The sequence below is a fragment of the Allorhizobium sonneratiae genome (genome assembly GCF_023700755.1).
GTDB classification, from domain to species: domain Bacteria; phylum Pseudomonadota; class Alphaproteobacteria; order Rhizobiales; family Rhizobiaceae; genus Allorhizobium; species Allorhizobium sonneratiae.
In genome coordinates this window covers 106165-121631 of the sequence record NZ_JAMKOJ010000006.1, presented here as the reverse complement: position 1 = coordinate 121631, position 15467 = coordinate 106165, and the positions used below count along the sequence as shown (strand labels likewise).

Here is a 15467-nt window from a genome sequence, read left to right as displayed (position 1 = left end):
GTCTGAAAAAGAGGGTAGAGGAGGAGGGCGAGGGCGGCTTTCTTTGGCAGTTTCACGATGGTTGCGAGTCATATATGCCGCCTTTACATGTGGATGAGGCGCAGCGTATCATTTTGGCGATTCGCCCGGGCGAAACGGTTTCCGACCTTCAATCTCTTCGGCTTTACGATAAGGTTTTCCAGCTGACCGGCGATGATCTTCGCCTGAGCCGAAAAGATCTGACACCGGATGACTGGGATCGATGTGCCGGATGGCCGGTGCTGTTGTCGCCGGCTTGCGGTCGCGAGGGTGACGATCCTGACGAAAGTCAGCTTGCCGTTTATCTGGCCAGCGATTGCCTTGCCGATCTTGATGATGGCATTTTATCGAGTCTTTTGACCGATGACGGCACAATAGCATCAGGTCTTGCTGATCGGCTACCGCCGCTGGCGCATCCTGAAACGGCGGCGTGCCGCCGTCTGCGGCTTGCGCTGCCGGAGGCGGCAACCCGCCTGCTGCTGGAGCGGATGGCGGTCAAAGGTGGAGCGTCCCGAACCATCGCCGCAGCCTTGCGACGCAGGCCGCAGAGCCTGACGCTCTTTCTGCGCCAGCTTGTCGAACGGCAGAAACATGACGAAGCCCTGGCGCTGTTTTGCGCCTCCGGCGGCTGGTTTCTCTATTATCGCCTTGGTCCTGAGGTCTTTCACGACCTGATCCGCCTGCTGGAGGCCGATTGGCAGGAAATGCCGGAGGAACTGGTCATCAGCCGCGCCTTGTTGGCAATCAAGCGTGGCGAGGTGGCATGGGCAATTCATGCGCTGTCGCAGCGTTTTGGCGCAAACTTTCGCGATGCTCTTGCCGTATGTTCATCCGCTGATGGTTTTTCCCTGCGGCTTCGGTTGTTTCGCATGACGGTGCTGATCTATGAGGATGTCACTCCATCCGACCGGTTGTTGGAGGCGCTTTTCGCACTTGGCCATGACCTGCCGCCAGACGAGCCGGAGCAGCGCGGTTCCTTTTATAACGCCATGCTGGAATTTTTCCTGCGGCTGAGGCGTTACGAGGAGGCTGACGGCATGGCGGAAAAGGCAATGCAGGCCTATCGTGAAGCGGATAGCCCGCTTCTGTGTTTTTATATCGCCCTGCACCGCTCGGTTCTCGGCCTGCTGGTCAGTGATCCAGACCGCATCGCGACATCGCTTTCGCTGGCGCACCAGATGCTGGCGACGATCGGCTATGACAGTCCCGGTGACGAACGGCTTTTGCGGCTGGTTGCAGCCTGCGCCGCCTATGAGAATGGCGCGCCGGAGACCTTGCTTACCTTTCTCGATGGTGACATGCGGGTGCTGAGCGATGGCGAAATCTGGCCGAGCATGGTCGATATTGCCCTTTATTATGGCAGTCTGGCGCTCAGTGAGCATGGTGGCAGCCGGGCGGCCTTGCGCTTTCTCGACCGCTGGGGCGTCTATCAGGCGCTCAACCGCCAGTTTCGCCTGTCGCTGGAAATCAGAAAGGCGCAGATCCTGCAAAGCGGCAATCATTGGGGCGAGGCGGCCCGGATTCTGACGCCGCTTGGCATGCGCTACAATCGCGTCTGGATCGAAAGCGCCGAGGAGGCGCTTACGCGGCTGACAAGCCGGGACGATATCCTCATGGCCTTGAGCTGGCTGCGGCAGATTGTCTATGAGCGGCCTGACTTTCCCCATCTCGAGCGCAAGCTTGAGGCGATGCGGGCCAATCCGCGGCTGCTGCTGCGCCAGGAGATCGCCCTTTTGATCTGGCAGGCTTATGTGGCGCGGCAGATGCGCCAACCTTCCATTACCAGAACCCTGATGCGGCAAGTGTTCGAGCTTTGCGCCCGCCATGGTGGTCTGCCGGCACTTGCCGAGGAACGCCTGTTTCTCGACGTTTTGCTGGAGGACCGGCGGCTGGCTGACTTCCTTATGGCGGCCACACCGGCCCGCGGCATCCTGCGCCGGCTCGACAGGGGGCGGCACAACAGCCTTGCCGCCGCCAGAAGCAAGCTGACCCGTCAGGAGCTGAAAATCCTGCTGCTGCTTGCTGAAGGCGCCTCCAACAAGCTGATCGCCCGCAATTGCGGCCTGTCGGAAGCCACCGTCAAATTTCATCTGAAAAACATCTATCGCAAGCTTGGCTGTTCGCGCCGCAATGAGGCCATCGCCACAGCAAGGGCGCTGGGCTGGCTGAGATAAGCAAAACCTATCCCTTTTTGCTAAAAACCTATCCTTTGGCGCCATTGTCGCAGCCCCTTCACCTGCCCCACGATAGGGGCAGAAAAACAGGGAACTGCATGTCATGATCCTCTCCGTTGTCGATCAGGTCGTGCGACGGCTTGTGTCTGTCGTCATGGTCCTTTTCGTGCTGTCGCTGATGATTTTCGCCCTGGCGCGGGTGGTGCCGGGCGATCCGGCTCGCATGGCGCTCGGGCCTGCCGCCTCCCAGCAACAGGTGGAGGCGCTCAGGCGCCAGATGGGTCTCGACCAGCCGGTGATCGTGCAGTATGGCCGCTATCTCGCCCATGCCGTGACCGGCGATTTCGGCCAGTCGCTGGTCTCCAACCGGCCGGTACTTGACGATATCAGAAGTTTTCTGCCCGCCACCCTGGAACTGGTGATCGTGACGGTGCTGATCGATCTTGTGATCGCCATTCCGCTAGGGGTGATCACCGCGCGCCATCGCAATGGCCTGATCGATGTGTTCGGGCGGCTTTTTTCCCTGATCGGGGTAACGGTGCCCTCCTTTCTCTTTGCCATCGGGCTGCAGCTGTTTGCTGCGCGCTTTCTGTCCGGCTGGCCGCTTCTCGGACGGGTGAGTTTCGATTTGAGGCCGCCGACCGGGCCGACCGGTTTTCTGTTGATCGACAGTCTCATTGCGGCCCGGCCGGATGTGTTTGTCGATGCGCTGCGCCATCTTGCCTTTCCGGCTCTCGCACTGGCCATGGCCGGTATCGGCCAGATCACACGGATCATGCGCTCGGCGATGATCGACAATCTGCGCAAGGATCACGTGCTGACCCTCAGAAGCTTCGGTGTGCCGGACCGGGTGGTCATCTTCCGTTATCTGCTGAAACTCTCGTCCATTGCGCCATTGACGATCATGGGGCTGGAATTTGCCTCGCTGATCGGCAATGCCTTCGTCGTCGAAATGGTCTTCGGCTGGGGCGGTTTTGCCTCTTACGGCCTCAACGCCATCCTGCAGAAGGATCTGAATGCGCTGATGGCTGTGGTTCTGGTCTCCGGCCTGTTCTTCATTCTCGCCAATCTCGTCATCGATATCCTGATCGGGCTGATCGATCCGCGTCTTCGTTTGCAAGGGAGGGCATGATGGAGGATCGGCCTCTCCTGTCTGCCGGTTATATGAGCTGGTACCGGTTTTCCCGCAATCCGGCGGCCCTGATCGGTGCCTTCATCGTCCTGTCGGTGGTGGCCATGGCGGTTTTTGCGCCGCTGATTTCGCCCTTTCCGACCCATATCGGCTCTATCGTCGATTTTCGACACCGCCATGGCGCGCCAGACGCCGTTCACTGGTTCGGAACCGACAAGGCGGGTCGCGATCTCTTCACCCGCACGGTGTTCGGCTTTCGTGTGTCCCTGCTTCTGGTCATAGGCGTGCTTGGCATTTCGGTGCCGATCGGCACGGTTTTGGGGCTTGTCGCCGGTTATGCCGGTGGCTGGGCGGAATGGCTGATCACCGGCTTTACCAATGTCATGCTGGCCATACCGCCACTGGTCATGGCGCTGGCAATCGGCAATGTGCTGGAGCCCAATCTGATCAACGCCATGCTGGCCATCACCCTGCTCTGGTGGACCTGGCATGCGCGCCTCGTCTACCGGGTGACGGCCTCGCTTGCGACGGAGGATTTCATCGAGGCGGCACGGCTTTCAGGCGCTGGTCCCATCCATATCCTCTTTCGCGAAATTCTGCCCAATTGCATGGCGGTGATTTCGGTCAAAACCACGCTCGATGCCGCCTTCGTCATTCTGTTCGGCGCGACGCTGTCCTTCCTCGGTTTCGGGGTCAAGCCGCCAACGCCGGATCTCGGCTCCATGGTGGCCGATGGACGCCAGTTCCTGCCGGAAAAATGGTGGGAAGTGCTCGCCCCCGGTTTTGCCATCTTCTATGCCACGCTCGGCTTCAACCTTCTCGGTGACGGCCTGCGCGACATGTTCGATGTGGAGGCGTGAACATGGCTACTCCTCTGCTGAGCATCGACGATCTGACCGTGTCCTTTTCCGCCTATGGCCGTGTGACGGAGGTGCTGCACGGCATTTCCCTCACCGTCGGAGCAGGCGAGCGCGTGGCGCTGATCGGCGAGACGGGATCGGGAAAATCCGTGACGGCGAAAGCCATCCTCTCGACCCTGCCCGCCAATGCGGTCATAGAACGGGGCATGATTTCCTATCGTGGCCGGTCCTTGCTGCCGCTTACCTTTCAGGAGCGGGAAAAGCTCAAGGGAACGGCCTTTTCCATCATCATGCAGGACCCGCTCTCTTCCTTCAATCCGGTGTTTCGCATAGGCCGTCATCTCGATGACATCATGCATTATGCCGATCGCAATAACGGGATTTTCGATACGCCGAAAGGTCGCAAGGCGCGCATTTGCCAGACCCTGCGCAAGGTGCAGCTTGCCGATGCCGAGCGGGTGTTTCATGCTTGGCCCTTCGAGCTGTCTGGAGGCATGCGCCAGCGCGTGCTGATCGCCATGGCCCTGTTGCATCAGCCGGATCTTCTGATTGCCGACGAGCCGGGTACGGCGCTCGATGTGACGACGCAGGATGAAATCCTGCGGCTGATCAACCGGCTGGTGGCCGATGAAGGTCTGTCGCTTTTGATGATCACCCATAATCTCGGCGTGGTGCGCCAGACGGCCGACCGCGTCGTGGTGATGGAGCATGGGCGTATTGTCGAGGAGGGGGCGCTGAAGCGGGTGTTTCAAGCGCCGCAGCAGGCGTATACCCGCAGTCTGATGGGGGCTGTGCCGCCGCTTTACGGTGAAAATGTCACCGATCAGCCGGTCAGCGCCAAACCGCCGATCGTGACCCTGTCCCATGTTTCAAAACGTTATGGCGGTCAGGCGCTTTTCGGCGCAAAGCGCGGCCATCTGGCCGTCAATGATGTCTCACTTGCGGTAGCGGAAGGCGACATTTTCGGGCTTGCCGGAGAAAGCGGCTCGGGCAAGACGACGCTTGCCCGGATGATGATGGGGCTGATTGCGCCGAGCAAGGGAGAGATTGCCCTGCACGGTGCACCATCGCCGGGGGCAAAGCGCTTCAGCCAGATTGTCTATCAAAATCCCGGCACCTCGCTCAATCCGAAGCGCACGGTGGCCCAGAGCCTTGCCGTGCCGCTTGCCCATATCGGGCTTGAGCCTGCCCGGCGCAAGGCGCGCATGGCGGAGCTTCTCGATCTGGTGCGGCTGCCGTCAGGCTTTCTGGCGAAATATCCGCATGAACTGTCCGGCGGGCAGAAACAGCGCGTCGCGATTGCCCGGGCGCTGGCCGCCGATCCGCGTCTTCTGGTGCTGGACGAGCCGACCTCGGCGCTGGATGTCTCTGTGCAGAAAACCGTGATCGACCTGTTGATCGAGCTGCGGGCAGAGCTCGGCCTCACCTATGTGATCATTTCCCACGATCTGTCGCTGATGCGCAATTTCTGCTCGCGCATCGCCATTCTCTACAAGGGCCAGATCGTCGAACAGGGCCGGCCGGCGGAGATTTTCGCCGACGCCCGCCATCCCTATACCCGCGCTCTCATTGCCGCCATTCCGGTGCTGACCGAAGCGGAAGAGGCGCAAAAGCCGAACATCAGCGATGAGGAACGCCGCCGTTTTCTGGTGTCAGACGAAAACGGCTGACGGCGTTCGGAAAGGAAAAACGTGTACAGATTGGGGATAGATGTAGGCGGCACCAATACCGATGCCGTGGTGATGCAGGGTGGGAAGGTGCTGTCCGGCATCAAGGCGCCGACATCCGAGGATGTTACCTCCGGCGTGGTTGCGGCCATGCAGGGGGCGATTGCCGCAGCCGGTATCGACCGCGCCCTCATTACCAATGTGATGATCGGCACCACCCATTTTACCAATGCGGTGATCGAGCGGCGGCATATGACCGAGGTTGCGGCCATCCGCCTCGGGCTTCCGGCGACGGCCTGCCTGCCGCCCGCCATCGACTGGCCGGAGGATTTGAAGCCTGTGGTCGGCAAGCATGGCTATATGGTGCGCGGCGGCTATGAATTCGACGGGCGGGAAATTGCCCCGCTGGATGAGGCGGAACTGAAGCGCATTGCCGGGGAAATTCGCGCTGACGGTTTGAAGGCTGCCGCGGTTACCTGCGTGTTCGGGCCGATCAATGCGGCCATGGAGCATCGCGCCCGCGCCATCATGCAGGACCATTGCCCCGGCCTGCCGGTGGTGATCTCCACCGATATCGGCCGCATCGGCCTGCTTGAGCGGGAAAGTGCGGCGATCATGAATGCAAGCCTGCTGGCGCTGGCCGACAGGACGGTGCGCGCCTTCGCACAGGCGCTGAAGGATGCGGGTCTTGCCTGCCCCTTCCACATCACCCAGAATGACGGCACGCTGATGGCCGCCGAAACCGTCCGGGATTTTCCGGTGCTGACCTTTGCCTCCGGCCCGACCAATTCCATGCGCGGTGCCGCCTTTTTGACCGGCGTCAAGGAGGCGATTGTCGTTGATATCGGCGGCACGACCTCGGATGTCGGGGCACTGCATCTCGGCTTTCCCCGTCAGGCGGCGACCGTGGTCGATATTGGCGGGGTGCGGACCAATTTCAGAATGCCGGATGTGTTTTCCATCGGCCTTGGCGGCGGATCGCTGGTCAGGGGCGATGGGGCGGATGTCACCGTCGGACCGCAATCGGTGGGCTATCGCATTACGCAGGAGGCGAAGGTGTTTGGCGGCAAGACGCTGACGGCCACCGATATCGCCGTGGCTGCCGGTCACGCCGAGGTTGGCGATAAAAGCAGGGTCGCCGATCTTTCGCCGGAACTGGCATCGCAAGCCCTTTCGCGCATTCATGCCATGCTGGAAAACGCCATCGAACGCAGCCGGGTCTCGCCGGACCCCATTCCGGTGATTGCCGTTGGCGGCGGTTCGATCCTGATGCCCGACAGGCTTGGCGATTTTGACATCATCCGACCGGAAAATTTTTCTGTCGCCAATGCGGTCGGGGCGGCCATCGCCCAGATTTCCGGCGAGGTGGACCGGGTTTTCGCTCTGGAAAATGGTCTGACCCGCGAAACCTGCCTGAAAGCGGCGGAAGAGGAGGCGACGAAGAATGCCATTGCCGCCGGCGCCGACCCCGCAACCATTCAGGTGATCGAGCGCGAGGATGTGCCGCTGGCCTATCTGCCGGGCAATGCCACCCGCATCCATGTCAAGGTCGTCGGCGAGATGGGAGCGGCATGATGCAGGAGATCGTCTCGAAAAAGGATTATTTCGACCCGAAGGATCTGTGGATCCTCGATGAGGACGATCTCATTTCGCTGGAAATCGGCGCAGGCATTCTGGGCACCGGCGGTGGCGGCAATCCCTATATTGGTAAGCTGCGCGCCCGGCAATTGCTGCGGGAAGGTTATACGCTCTCCATCCTGCCGCATCAGAAAATCGATGACGAAGCGCTCTGCGTCTCGGTCGGTGGCATCGGTGCGCCGCTGGTCGGCATCGAGCGGCTGCGCGAGGGCCGCGAGGGTCTGCGCTGTGTGCGGGCGCTGGAGGCGCATTTCGGCATCTCCATCGATGCGATTGCCTGCGAGGAGATCGGCGGCTCGAATGCGATGGAGCCTTTGGTGGTTGCGGCGCTGACCGGCGTGCCTGTCCTTGATTGCGACGGTATGGGACGCGCCTTTCCGGAAATGCAGATGACCACCTATTCGATCTATGGCCACAGTTCCACGCCGTCTGCGCTTTGCGATGTGCATGGCAATGTGGTGCTGTTTCACCACGCCGTCTCCGAGCTCTGGCATGAGCGCATGGCGCGCGCCTGCGTCGTGGCGCAAGGCGGGGCCTCTACGCTTGCCTCCTCGCCGATGACCGGGGCCTTCATCAAAAAATTCGCCATTCCCGATTCCTACAGTCAGGCCATCGGTCTTGGGCAGGTGGTCAGGGCGGCGCAGAAAAACCATGAGGATCCGATTGCCGCCATCTGCCGCAAGGAAAAGGGCCGCAAGCTTTTCACCGGCAAGATCGTCGATCTGAAACGGCATCTGCGCGGCGGTTTCGTCCGTGGCGAGGTGCAGCTTGCCGGGATCGATAGTCATGGCGGCGAAACCGGCTCGATCCTCATCCAGAACGAAAATCTCGTCTTCCATCACGATGGCGAGATGGAATGCTGCGTGCCGGACCTGATCCTGGTGCTCGATGTCGATAGCGGCGAGGCGATCACCACGGAAATGCTGCGCTATGGCCAGCGGGTCGCCGTCGTCGCGCTGCCCTGTCATCCGCTGTTGCGTTCACCGGAAGCGCTGGAGGTGGTTGGCCCGAAAGGCTTCGGCCTCGATGGCATCGTCTATGCACCGTTGAAGGAGGCGTGACCATGGCCACTCTTATCCACGAAGAGGATCTCGATGCGATTGCGCTGGGCGGCGCCTTTTTAGGCACAGGCGGCGGTGGCGATCCCTATATCGGCAAGTTGATGGCCCGCGAAGCCATCCGCAGACATGGGCCGGTCACGCTGCTTGGCGCCGATGAGGTGGCGGATGAGGCGCTGTGCATTTCGGTCTTCATGATGGGCGCACCGACGGTGATGGTGGAAAAACTGCCTTCCGGGGCGGAAATTCTCAAGGCGCTTGCGGAACTGGAACAGTTTCTCGGTCGCAAGGCGGATGCGCTGATCTGTGTCGAGGCGGGCGGACTCAATTCGACCATTCCCTTCATGGTCGCCGCCTCAACCGGCCTGCCGCTGATTGACGGCGATGGCATGGGCCGGGCTTTTCCGGAATTGCAGATGGTCAGCTTTACCCTGCATGGCCTTGCGGCGACACCGATGGTGCTGGCCGACGACAAGGGCAATTCGGCGCTGTTTTCGGCGATTTCCAATCTCTGGACGGAGAAAATGGCGCGATCCGTGACGATCGAAATGGGCGGTGCTGCGCTGGTCGCTGCCTATCCGATGCCTGGGGCGGAGATGAAGACCGCGCTTTTGCACGGCACGATGACCCAGATCCGCAAGATCGGCGAAACCATTCAGGAGGCCCGCAACAGCGCACGTCATGCCGGTTCGGCCCTTCGGGACACGCTTGGCGGAACCCATCTTTTCACCGGGCGCGTTATCGATGTCGAGCGCAAGACGATTGGCGGTTTTGCCCGTGGCAAACTGACCTTGCGCGGGGTGGAGCGTTTTGCCGGACAGCAGTTCATCGTGCATTTCCAGAACGAATTCCTGCTGGCTGAAGACGAGACGGGCAAGACGGTCTGGGCAACGCCGGATCTGATCTGCGCGCTGGATGCCGATCTCGGCCTGCCGGTGACGACGGAGCAAATGCGCTACGGTCTGATGGTCGAGTTTACCGGTCTTGCCGCCGATCCGCAGTGGCGCACACCCGAAGGGCTGGCTTTGGCCGGGCCGGGCTATTTCGGCTATGGCGGCCCATCACAAGAGCGCATTCCGGTTTGATGCACAGTCCATGAACAACAAGGGGAAGGCTATGAAAAACATGCGCATTTCAACACACTTCGCCATGGCGCTTGCCATGAGCGGCATGATGATCGCACCGCAACTGGCTGAAGCGAAAACCTCGACGGTGATGAATGTCACCCAGGTCTTCGGCACCATCGATCCGGCCAAGATCACCGACTACACCCAGTATCTTGCGGCGGTTAATCTCTATGACGGCCTGACGACCGTTGACAGCAGCGGCAAGATCGTGCCGCAACTGGCCGAGAGCTGGGATGTGTCTGCCGACAACCTGACCTATACGTTTCATCTGCGCAAGGATGCGACCTTTCAGGATGGCTCGCCGGTGGAGGCCAAGGATGTCGTCTATTCGGTCCAACGGCTATTGGCGATCAACAAGGGCCCGGCGCATCTTTTTGCCGGTCTGCTCGATCCCGATCACATCAAGGCGATCGACAGCCATACGGTTTCCTTCACCTTGAGCCGGGTCTATGCGCCCTTCCTCTCCACGACGCCGCTGCTTCTGGTGTTGAACGAGGACGCCATCAAGGCCGGCTCGAAACAGCCCTGGGGTGAGGATATTGTCGGCGAAAAATCTCTGGGCGCCGGTCCCTATATGCTGACGAGCTGGACGCGCGGCGCGCAGATGGTCATCAGCCGTTACACGCATTATTACGGTGGCTGGCCGAAAAATCCGATCGATGAGGTTCGCTTCGTCCTGACCAAGGACGAGGCAACCGTCAAGGCACTGGCAAGCTCTGGACAATTGGGTATTTCCTCCACCACCCAGGCCAGCGAGACCTATGACGCGCTGGCGAAGATGGCGGGCTACACCGTGGTGAAAACGCCGACGGCCACCGGCTTTTATCTGAAGCTCAACACGAAGGTTGCGCCGACCGACGACATCCATGTACGTCGCGCCCTGCAATATGCCACGGATTACCAGACGATCCAGTCGCAGCTCCTGCCGGGAAGCCCGCTGGCCGGTCCGCTTGCGCCGGTGTTCGCCGAGGCCTATCTCGACAGCCTGAAAGCGCCGGTCTTCGATCTCGACAAGGCCAAGGCCGAGCTTGCCAAATCGAAATATGCCGGTCAGAAGATCAAGCTGACGCTGACCTATGTCGCGGGCCTCTCCTTCGAGGAGGATATCGCGCTTCTGATGCAGTCCAACCTGCAGCAGATCGGTGTCGATGTCGACATCAAGCCGGAGCCCTGGAACCGCATCACCGAACTTGCAGCCAAACCGGAAACGACGCCTGCGGCAACGGAAGTGTTTTACGGTCCGACCTATCCTTCACCCGACAGCGTCTTTTATGTGCAGTATCATTCGCAATCGGCAGGCACCTGGGCCTCGATGGAATGGTTGCAGGACAAAGAGGTCGATGCACTGATCGATCAGGCTCGCGCCACCACCGATCCGCAAAAGCAGAACGCGCTTTATAAACAGATCCAGCAGGCCATCGTCGATAAGGCGCCGGATGTCGATTTTCTGGTCAAGGAACAGCAGATCGCCTTCAGCAAATGCATTTCCGGGTACAAATTCGTGCCGATGCAAAGCTGGGACTATAATTTCCACAATTTCACCTGGACATGCCCGGAAAAATGACCGGACAAAAAAGAGGCCCGGAAACCGGGCCTCTTTCTCTGTTTGGCGACTTTATCGCTGTTGCTTGACATCCGCCGGTTTGACCGGTTCTGCCGCATTGCCCCAGCTGTTGCGGATATAGGTCAGCACATCGGCGGTCTGTTCATCCGAGAGCCGCCAGCTGAGGGAGGGCATGGCCGGTGTGGTCGGGCGGGTGGCAGTGGCAACGCCCTGGCTGCCATGCAGGACGACACGGATCAGGCTTTCCGCGCTTTTCTGCTGGACGATGGGGTTTTCGGCCAGAGCCGGGAAGAGCTGGCTCGCGCCCTGACCATTGCCGCCATGGCAGGCCATGCAGGTGTCGTGATAGACGGCCGCGCCGATTTTCATCCGCGCGTCGGAGGCATCAAGCGGCTGCGGCTTTTCCGTGTCGCCACCCTTCAGGCTCTTCAGATAGACGGCGATGGCCTTGAGATCGTCATCCTTCATCTGCGAGGTCGAGGCCTCGATGGCTTCCGCCATCGGCCCGGAGGCGATGGAGTGACTGTTGACGCCGGTTTTCAGATAGGTGACCAGATCGGCCTCGCTCCAGCTGCCAATACCCAGATAAGGATTTCCGGTGATGTTCGGCGCATACCAGCCTTGCAGAGATGCACCTTCAAGCGCAACCGACGTCTTGTCGGCTCCCAGCAAGGTTTTTTCCGTGTGGCAGGTGCCGCAATGGCCGGGGCCTTCGACCAGATAGGCACCCCGGTTCCATTCGGCCGATTGCGTCGGATCCGGCGCAAAGGGCTTCGGTGAGAAGTTCAACAGGTTCCAGCCCATCATCAACGCGCGGATATTGAAGGGGAAGGGGAGCTGATTGGCTTCGACCTGGTTGTGCACCGGCGTCACCGTTTGCAGATAGGCCCAGAGATGGGCAATGTCCTTGTCCGGCATTTTTGCGTAAGCCGGGTAAGGCATGGCCGGATAAAGCCGCTTTCCATCATGACCGATGCCGGTTTTCATCGCCTTGCGAAAATCGTCATAGGACCAGTTGCCGATGCCGGTTTCCTTGTCCGGGGTGATGTTCGGCGGGACCAGCGTGCCAAAGGGGGTGGCAAGCGGCGCGCCCCCGGCAAAGGGTTCGCCGCCCGGTTTGGTATGGCAGGCGGCGCAGTCGCCGAGGATAGCCTGATAATGGCCCTCGATCACCTCGAAAGCCAGATCCGGCGATGGCGACTGGGCTGCCGCAAGGCCTGAGACGAAGAGACCGGCGGTGAGACTGAGGGTAAAAGCGATCGTCTTCATGCCGACACCAGAGGTTGACCGGGGTTGCGCAGATATTGCTGGCGGATGGCTTCCGCTGCGTGGAAGGCAAGTGCGCCGACCGTTCCGGTCGGGTTCTTGCCGGCATTGTGGGCAAAGGCGGAGGCGCCGATGACAAACACATTCGGCACATCCCAGCTTTGCAGATATTTGTTGACGGCGCTGGTCTTCGGATCGGTGCCCATGATGGCGCCGCCGGTATTGTGGGTGCTCGAATAGATGGTCGAATCCCATTCTTTCTTCCGGCGATTGATGACGTGCTGGCGTCCGCCAAAGGCCTTGGCGATCCCTTCCATCTTGTCAGTCACCCAGTTCGACATGCGAAGATCGTTGTCGGAAAACTCGAACGTCATCCTGAGCAGCGGGCGGCCGAAACGGTCGGTATAGGTCGGATCGAGATCGAGATAGTTGTCGCGGACCGGATAATTCGATCCTTGAGAGCTGAAAACCAGCGAATTCTTGTAGTTTTCAGCCGTGGCTTTTTTCCATTCCTTGCCCCAGCGTGGCGTGCCGGGCGGGGTTGGCCGGTTGAGGATCGGCCGGCCATTGGTGGGAATGCAGTTGAGGCCGGCACCACCGATGAAATCGACATCGCCATGATCGAAAGCATCGCCATTGTAATCGTCCGCCGATTGTCCGAGCGCACCGGCGGCGATGAACGGATTGAAGTTCTTGTCGTCGAAAAACACCCGGGCGCTGGAATTGGTCTGGTAGCAGTAATTGCGTCCGACCACGCCCTCACCGGTATTGGGATCATACATCCTGCCAATGCCCGACAGCATCATCAGCCGGACATTGTGCAGGCTGAAGGCGCAGATCAGCACCAGATCGGCAGGCTGGAAAAAGACCTCGCCGGAGGTGTCAACGTAAGTCACGCCGCGCGCATGGGTTTTCGAGGTGTTGAGATCGACATGCAGCACCTCGCTATTGGTGCGCACCTCGAAATTCTTCTTTTTCATCAGCACCGGCAGAATGGTCGTCTGAGCCGAGGATTTGGAATAATTGGCGCAGCCGAAGCGTTCGCAGAAGCCGCACATGGTGCATTCCCCCATGGCGATGCCGAGCGGATTGACATAATCCTTCGACAGATTGGCTGCGGGCGTGGGGAAGGGATGCAGGCCCAGAGAGCGTGTTACCTCGGCAAACAGTGTCGGGGCATAAGTCATCGGCAAGGGCGGCAGCGGATAATCACGCGAACGCGGATCCTCGAACGGATTGCCGCCCGGCTGGATGACACCGTTGATATTGCCCGCCTTGCCGGAAATGCCAGCCAGATATTCAAACCTGTCGAAATGCTTTTCCATCTCGGCGGCGGTCACGCCCCAGTTCTGGATCTGGATGCCATCTGCCTTGGCGGCGCCGTAGCGATTTTTGATATGATCGGCGATCTGGAAATCGCTGTCCCAGAAGCGCCATGTATGGCCGTTCCAGTGCACGCCCGCGCCGCCGACGCCGTTGCCGGGCAGGAAGGAGCCGTAATCGCGCATGGGCAGCGCGGTCTGCGAGCGCGTATTGCGCATGGTCATCGCTTCGACGACCGGCTGGAGAAACAGGTCCTTGCGGATGGCGTAGCGCAATTCGTCCTGGGCATAGCCGATATTGAAATCGGTGGCAGTATCGCGCCAGGGGCCGCGCTCGATGGCAACGACATCGAGACCTTCCTCGGTCAGTTCATGGGCGAGGATCGAACCGGTCCAGCCAAGGCCGATGATGACGACATCCTTGCGGGGGAGAATTCTGGTCATGAGGTCAGCCTTTCATCCAGTCCAGCGTGCCTGCGATGGAAACCGGAGGCAGGGGGTAGGGCTGGTTATGCTTGGAAACGAAATCGCGGTAATCATAACGTGCGCCGGGGAAGCCGATCATCTTCCAGGCGACCATGTCCTTGTTGCCGCCATAGACCGGATCGGCAAAAAAGCCGGTCATGATGTCGTTGAGCATCTGATTGAACAGCGCCTTGGCTGGCACCTTGCCGCCAAGGGCAAGTTTTCCGCTTTCCATTTGCTTGAGAATGTCGTCCTGTTCGTCGCCGGACAGTTCGGCAAAGGATTTGCCACCCTTGTTCTGCCGCAGCCATGTCATCAGAGCCGACAGGCCGAGACGGTATTGATCGGCAGGCGTATAGGGCGACTGGTTGCCCTGGGTTGGCAGACCCGGCAGGAAAGGACCCTTCATGTAAAGACGGCTTGATGCGCCATAAGAACCCGCCAGTTGCCGGTCGAGATAGACCACACAACCGGCCTCCCTGCCGCCGATCGAAAGCTCGTCGGCGGGTATGAACCGGTCGGCGATGGCTTCCATCAGCCTTGCCTCATCGGGCGTAAAAAACACCCAGCCGCCGGGCTTGACCTGCACCGGCGGGTTGGCGGCATCGGCTTCCCAGGGCAGGCGCCCGGAAAAACTGTGCGCCAGCGCCTGAGAGCCGGTCATGACGCTGAACAAAGCGGCGGAGGCGAGAAACTGGCGCCGCGACGGGCGCAAAAGACAGTGTTTTTCCATGATGGTCCCTCAAAATGGAAGCGATAAAAGCCTGAAGGATAACCAGCTCAGACTCACTCAAGACAGCGCCGTGCAAGATCTAAATCACACAAGGCATGCCGTCGGATGGTTAAAGTAGGTTGCGGCTTATCCGCCGCGTCATCCGAAAGTGCATCATGGCTTCCGGCGTTGACAGTTGATTGGTTTGTGCCCCAGCAGCAACACAGGATAGGGAACACGAAGGAGAAGGTTATCGACGGCCTTTCTGAAAAGCATCTATTCCGGTTCAGAAACAACTCATGGAAAGTATAGGGTTCAATCGTCTGGCTGCAACCTCTGACAGCCGGTCATTTATCCTCTGCAACATGTATCCTCTGTCCGGTCCCTGCCAGGATAAGAATGTACAGCGCCATCCATAACGATCTGACATCTCGGATTCTTGTCAATAACGGTGTAAAAACAGG

The 15467-nt window shown here is 60.0% G+C and carries 11 protein-coding genes; 8 read left to right on the top strand and 3 right to left on the bottom strand.

Annotation, left to right across the window (positions count from 1 at the left end; translation table 11 throughout):
- The first annotated feature begins 74 nt into the window (after positions 1-74).
- The 8 genes from NAC44_RS12590 to NAC44_RS12555 all read left to right on the top strand — a co-directional run bounded on the left by NAC44_RS12590 (position 75) and on the right by NAC44_RS12555 (position 11238).
- A complete protein-coding gene (locus NAC44_RS12590) occupies positions 75-2192 on the top strand; it encodes a LuxR family transcriptional regulator (RefSeq protein WP_250941230.1) in 2118 nt (705 codons plus the stop codon).
- Between the two features lie 103 nt (positions 2193-2295).
- Positions 2296-3324 carry an ABC transporter permease gene (locus NAC44_RS12585; RefSeq protein ID WP_250941229.1) on the top strand — a complete coding sequence of 343 codons (1029 nt, stop codon included), beginning with the start codon at positions 2296-2298 and terminating at the stop codon, positions 3322-3324.
- Complete coding sequence (locus NAC44_RS12580; protein ID WP_420839936.1) at positions 3324-4184, top strand: ABC transporter permease; 861 nt, start codon at positions 3324-3326, stop codon at positions 4182-4184. Before NAC44_RS12585 ends, NAC44_RS12580 begins: the two co-directional genes overlap by 1 nt.
- A 2-nt stretch (positions 4185-4186) precedes the next feature.
- Positions 4187-5854 (top strand): nickel ABC transporter ATP-binding protein NikE, encoded by a 1668-nt coding sequence (gene nikE, locus NAC44_RS12575; RefSeq protein WP_250941225.1) that lies wholly within the window; start codon positions 4187-4189, stop codon positions 5852-5854.
- 21 nt (positions 5855-5875) lie between these two features.
- Positions 5876-7426, top strand: coding sequence for a hydantoinase/oxoprolinase family protein (locus tag NAC44_RS12570; protein WP_250941224.1), 1551 nt, complete (start codon positions 5876-5878; stop codon positions 7424-7426).
- Positions 7426-8550 carry a DUF917 domain-containing protein gene (locus tag NAC44_RS12565; RefSeq protein ID WP_250941223.1) on the top strand — a complete coding sequence of 375 codons (1125 nt, stop codon included), beginning with the start codon at positions 7426-7428 and terminating at the stop codon, positions 8548-8550. The genes NAC44_RS12570 and NAC44_RS12565 overlap by 1 nt, the downstream gene beginning before the upstream one ends.
- A gap of 2 nt (positions 8551-8552) precedes the next feature.
- Positions 8553-9632 carry a DUF917 domain-containing protein gene (locus NAC44_RS12560; protein ID WP_250941222.1) on the top strand — a complete coding sequence of 360 codons (1080 nt, stop codon included), beginning with the start codon at positions 8553-8555 and terminating at the stop codon, positions 9630-9632.
- A gap of 31 nt (positions 9633-9663) precedes the next feature.
- A complete protein-coding gene (locus NAC44_RS12555) occupies positions 9664-11238 on the top strand; it encodes an ABC transporter substrate-binding protein (protein ID WP_420839930.1) in 1575 nt (524 codons plus the stop codon).
- Positions 11239-11289: 51 nt separating this feature from the next.
- On the opposite strand, the gene NAC44_RS12550 is transcribed toward NAC44_RS12555, so the two are convergent.
- Genes NAC44_RS12550 through NAC44_RS12540 form a run of 3 tightly spaced genes read right to left on the bottom strand, consistent with a single transcriptional unit; the run spans position 11290 to position 15024 of the window.
- Positions 11290-12507, bottom strand: a complete 1218-nt coding sequence (locus NAC44_RS12550) for a c-type cytochrome (RefSeq protein ID WP_250941220.1) — start codon at positions 12505-12507, stop codon at positions 11290-11292.
- A complete protein-coding gene (locus tag NAC44_RS12545; protein WP_250941219.1) occupies positions 12504-14270 on the bottom strand; it encodes a GMC family oxidoreductase in 1767 nt (588 codons plus the stop codon). The genes NAC44_RS12550 and NAC44_RS12545 overlap by 4 nt, the downstream gene beginning before the upstream one ends.
- Before the next feature lie 4 nt (positions 14271-14274).
- Positions 14275-15024: a gluconate 2-dehydrogenase subunit 3 family protein gene (locus NAC44_RS12540; protein ID WP_250941217.1), complete on the bottom strand. Its 750-nt coding sequence runs from the start codon at positions 15022-15024 to the stop codon at positions 14275-14277.
- Positions 15025-15467 lie beyond the last annotated feature (443 nt).

Coding starts and splice junctions, on each gene's coding strand:
- NAC44_RS12555 (WP_420839930.1), top strand. CDS start 9,664: ATGAAAAACATGCGCATTTCAACACACTTCGCCATGGCGCTTGCCATG.
- NAC44_RS12540 (WP_250941217.1), bottom strand. CDS start 15,024: ATGGAAAAACACTGTCTTTTGCGCCCGTCGCGGCGCCAGTTTCTCGCC.
- nikE (WP_250941225.1), top strand. CDS start 4,187: ATGGCTACTCCTCTGCTGAGCATCGACGATCTGACCGTGTCCTTTTCC.
- NAC44_RS12565 (WP_250941223.1), top strand. CDS start 7,426: ATGCAGGAGATCGTCTCGAAAAAGGATTATTTCGACCCGAAGGATCTG.
- NAC44_RS12560 (WP_250941222.1), top strand. CDS start 8,553: ATGGCCACTCTTATCCACGAAGAGGATCTCGATGCGATTGCGCTGGGC.
- NAC44_RS12550 (WP_250941220.1), bottom strand. CDS start 12,507: ATGAAGACGATCGCTTTTACCCTCAGTCTCACCGCCGGTCTCTTCGTC.
- NAC44_RS12580 (WP_420839936.1), top strand. CDS start 3,324: ATGGAGGATCGGCCTCTCCTGTCTGCCGGTTATATGAGCTGGTACCGG.
- NAC44_RS12590 (WP_250941230.1), top strand. CDS start 75: ATGCCGCCTTTACATGTGGATGAGGCGCAGCGTATCATTTTGGCGATT.
- NAC44_RS12585 (WP_250941229.1), top strand. CDS start 2,296: ATGATCCTCTCCGTTGTCGATCAGGTCGTGCGACGGCTTGTGTCTGTC.
- NAC44_RS12545 (WP_250941219.1), bottom strand. CDS start 14,270: ATGACCAGAATTCTCCCCCGCAAGGATGTCGTCATCATCGGCCTTGGC.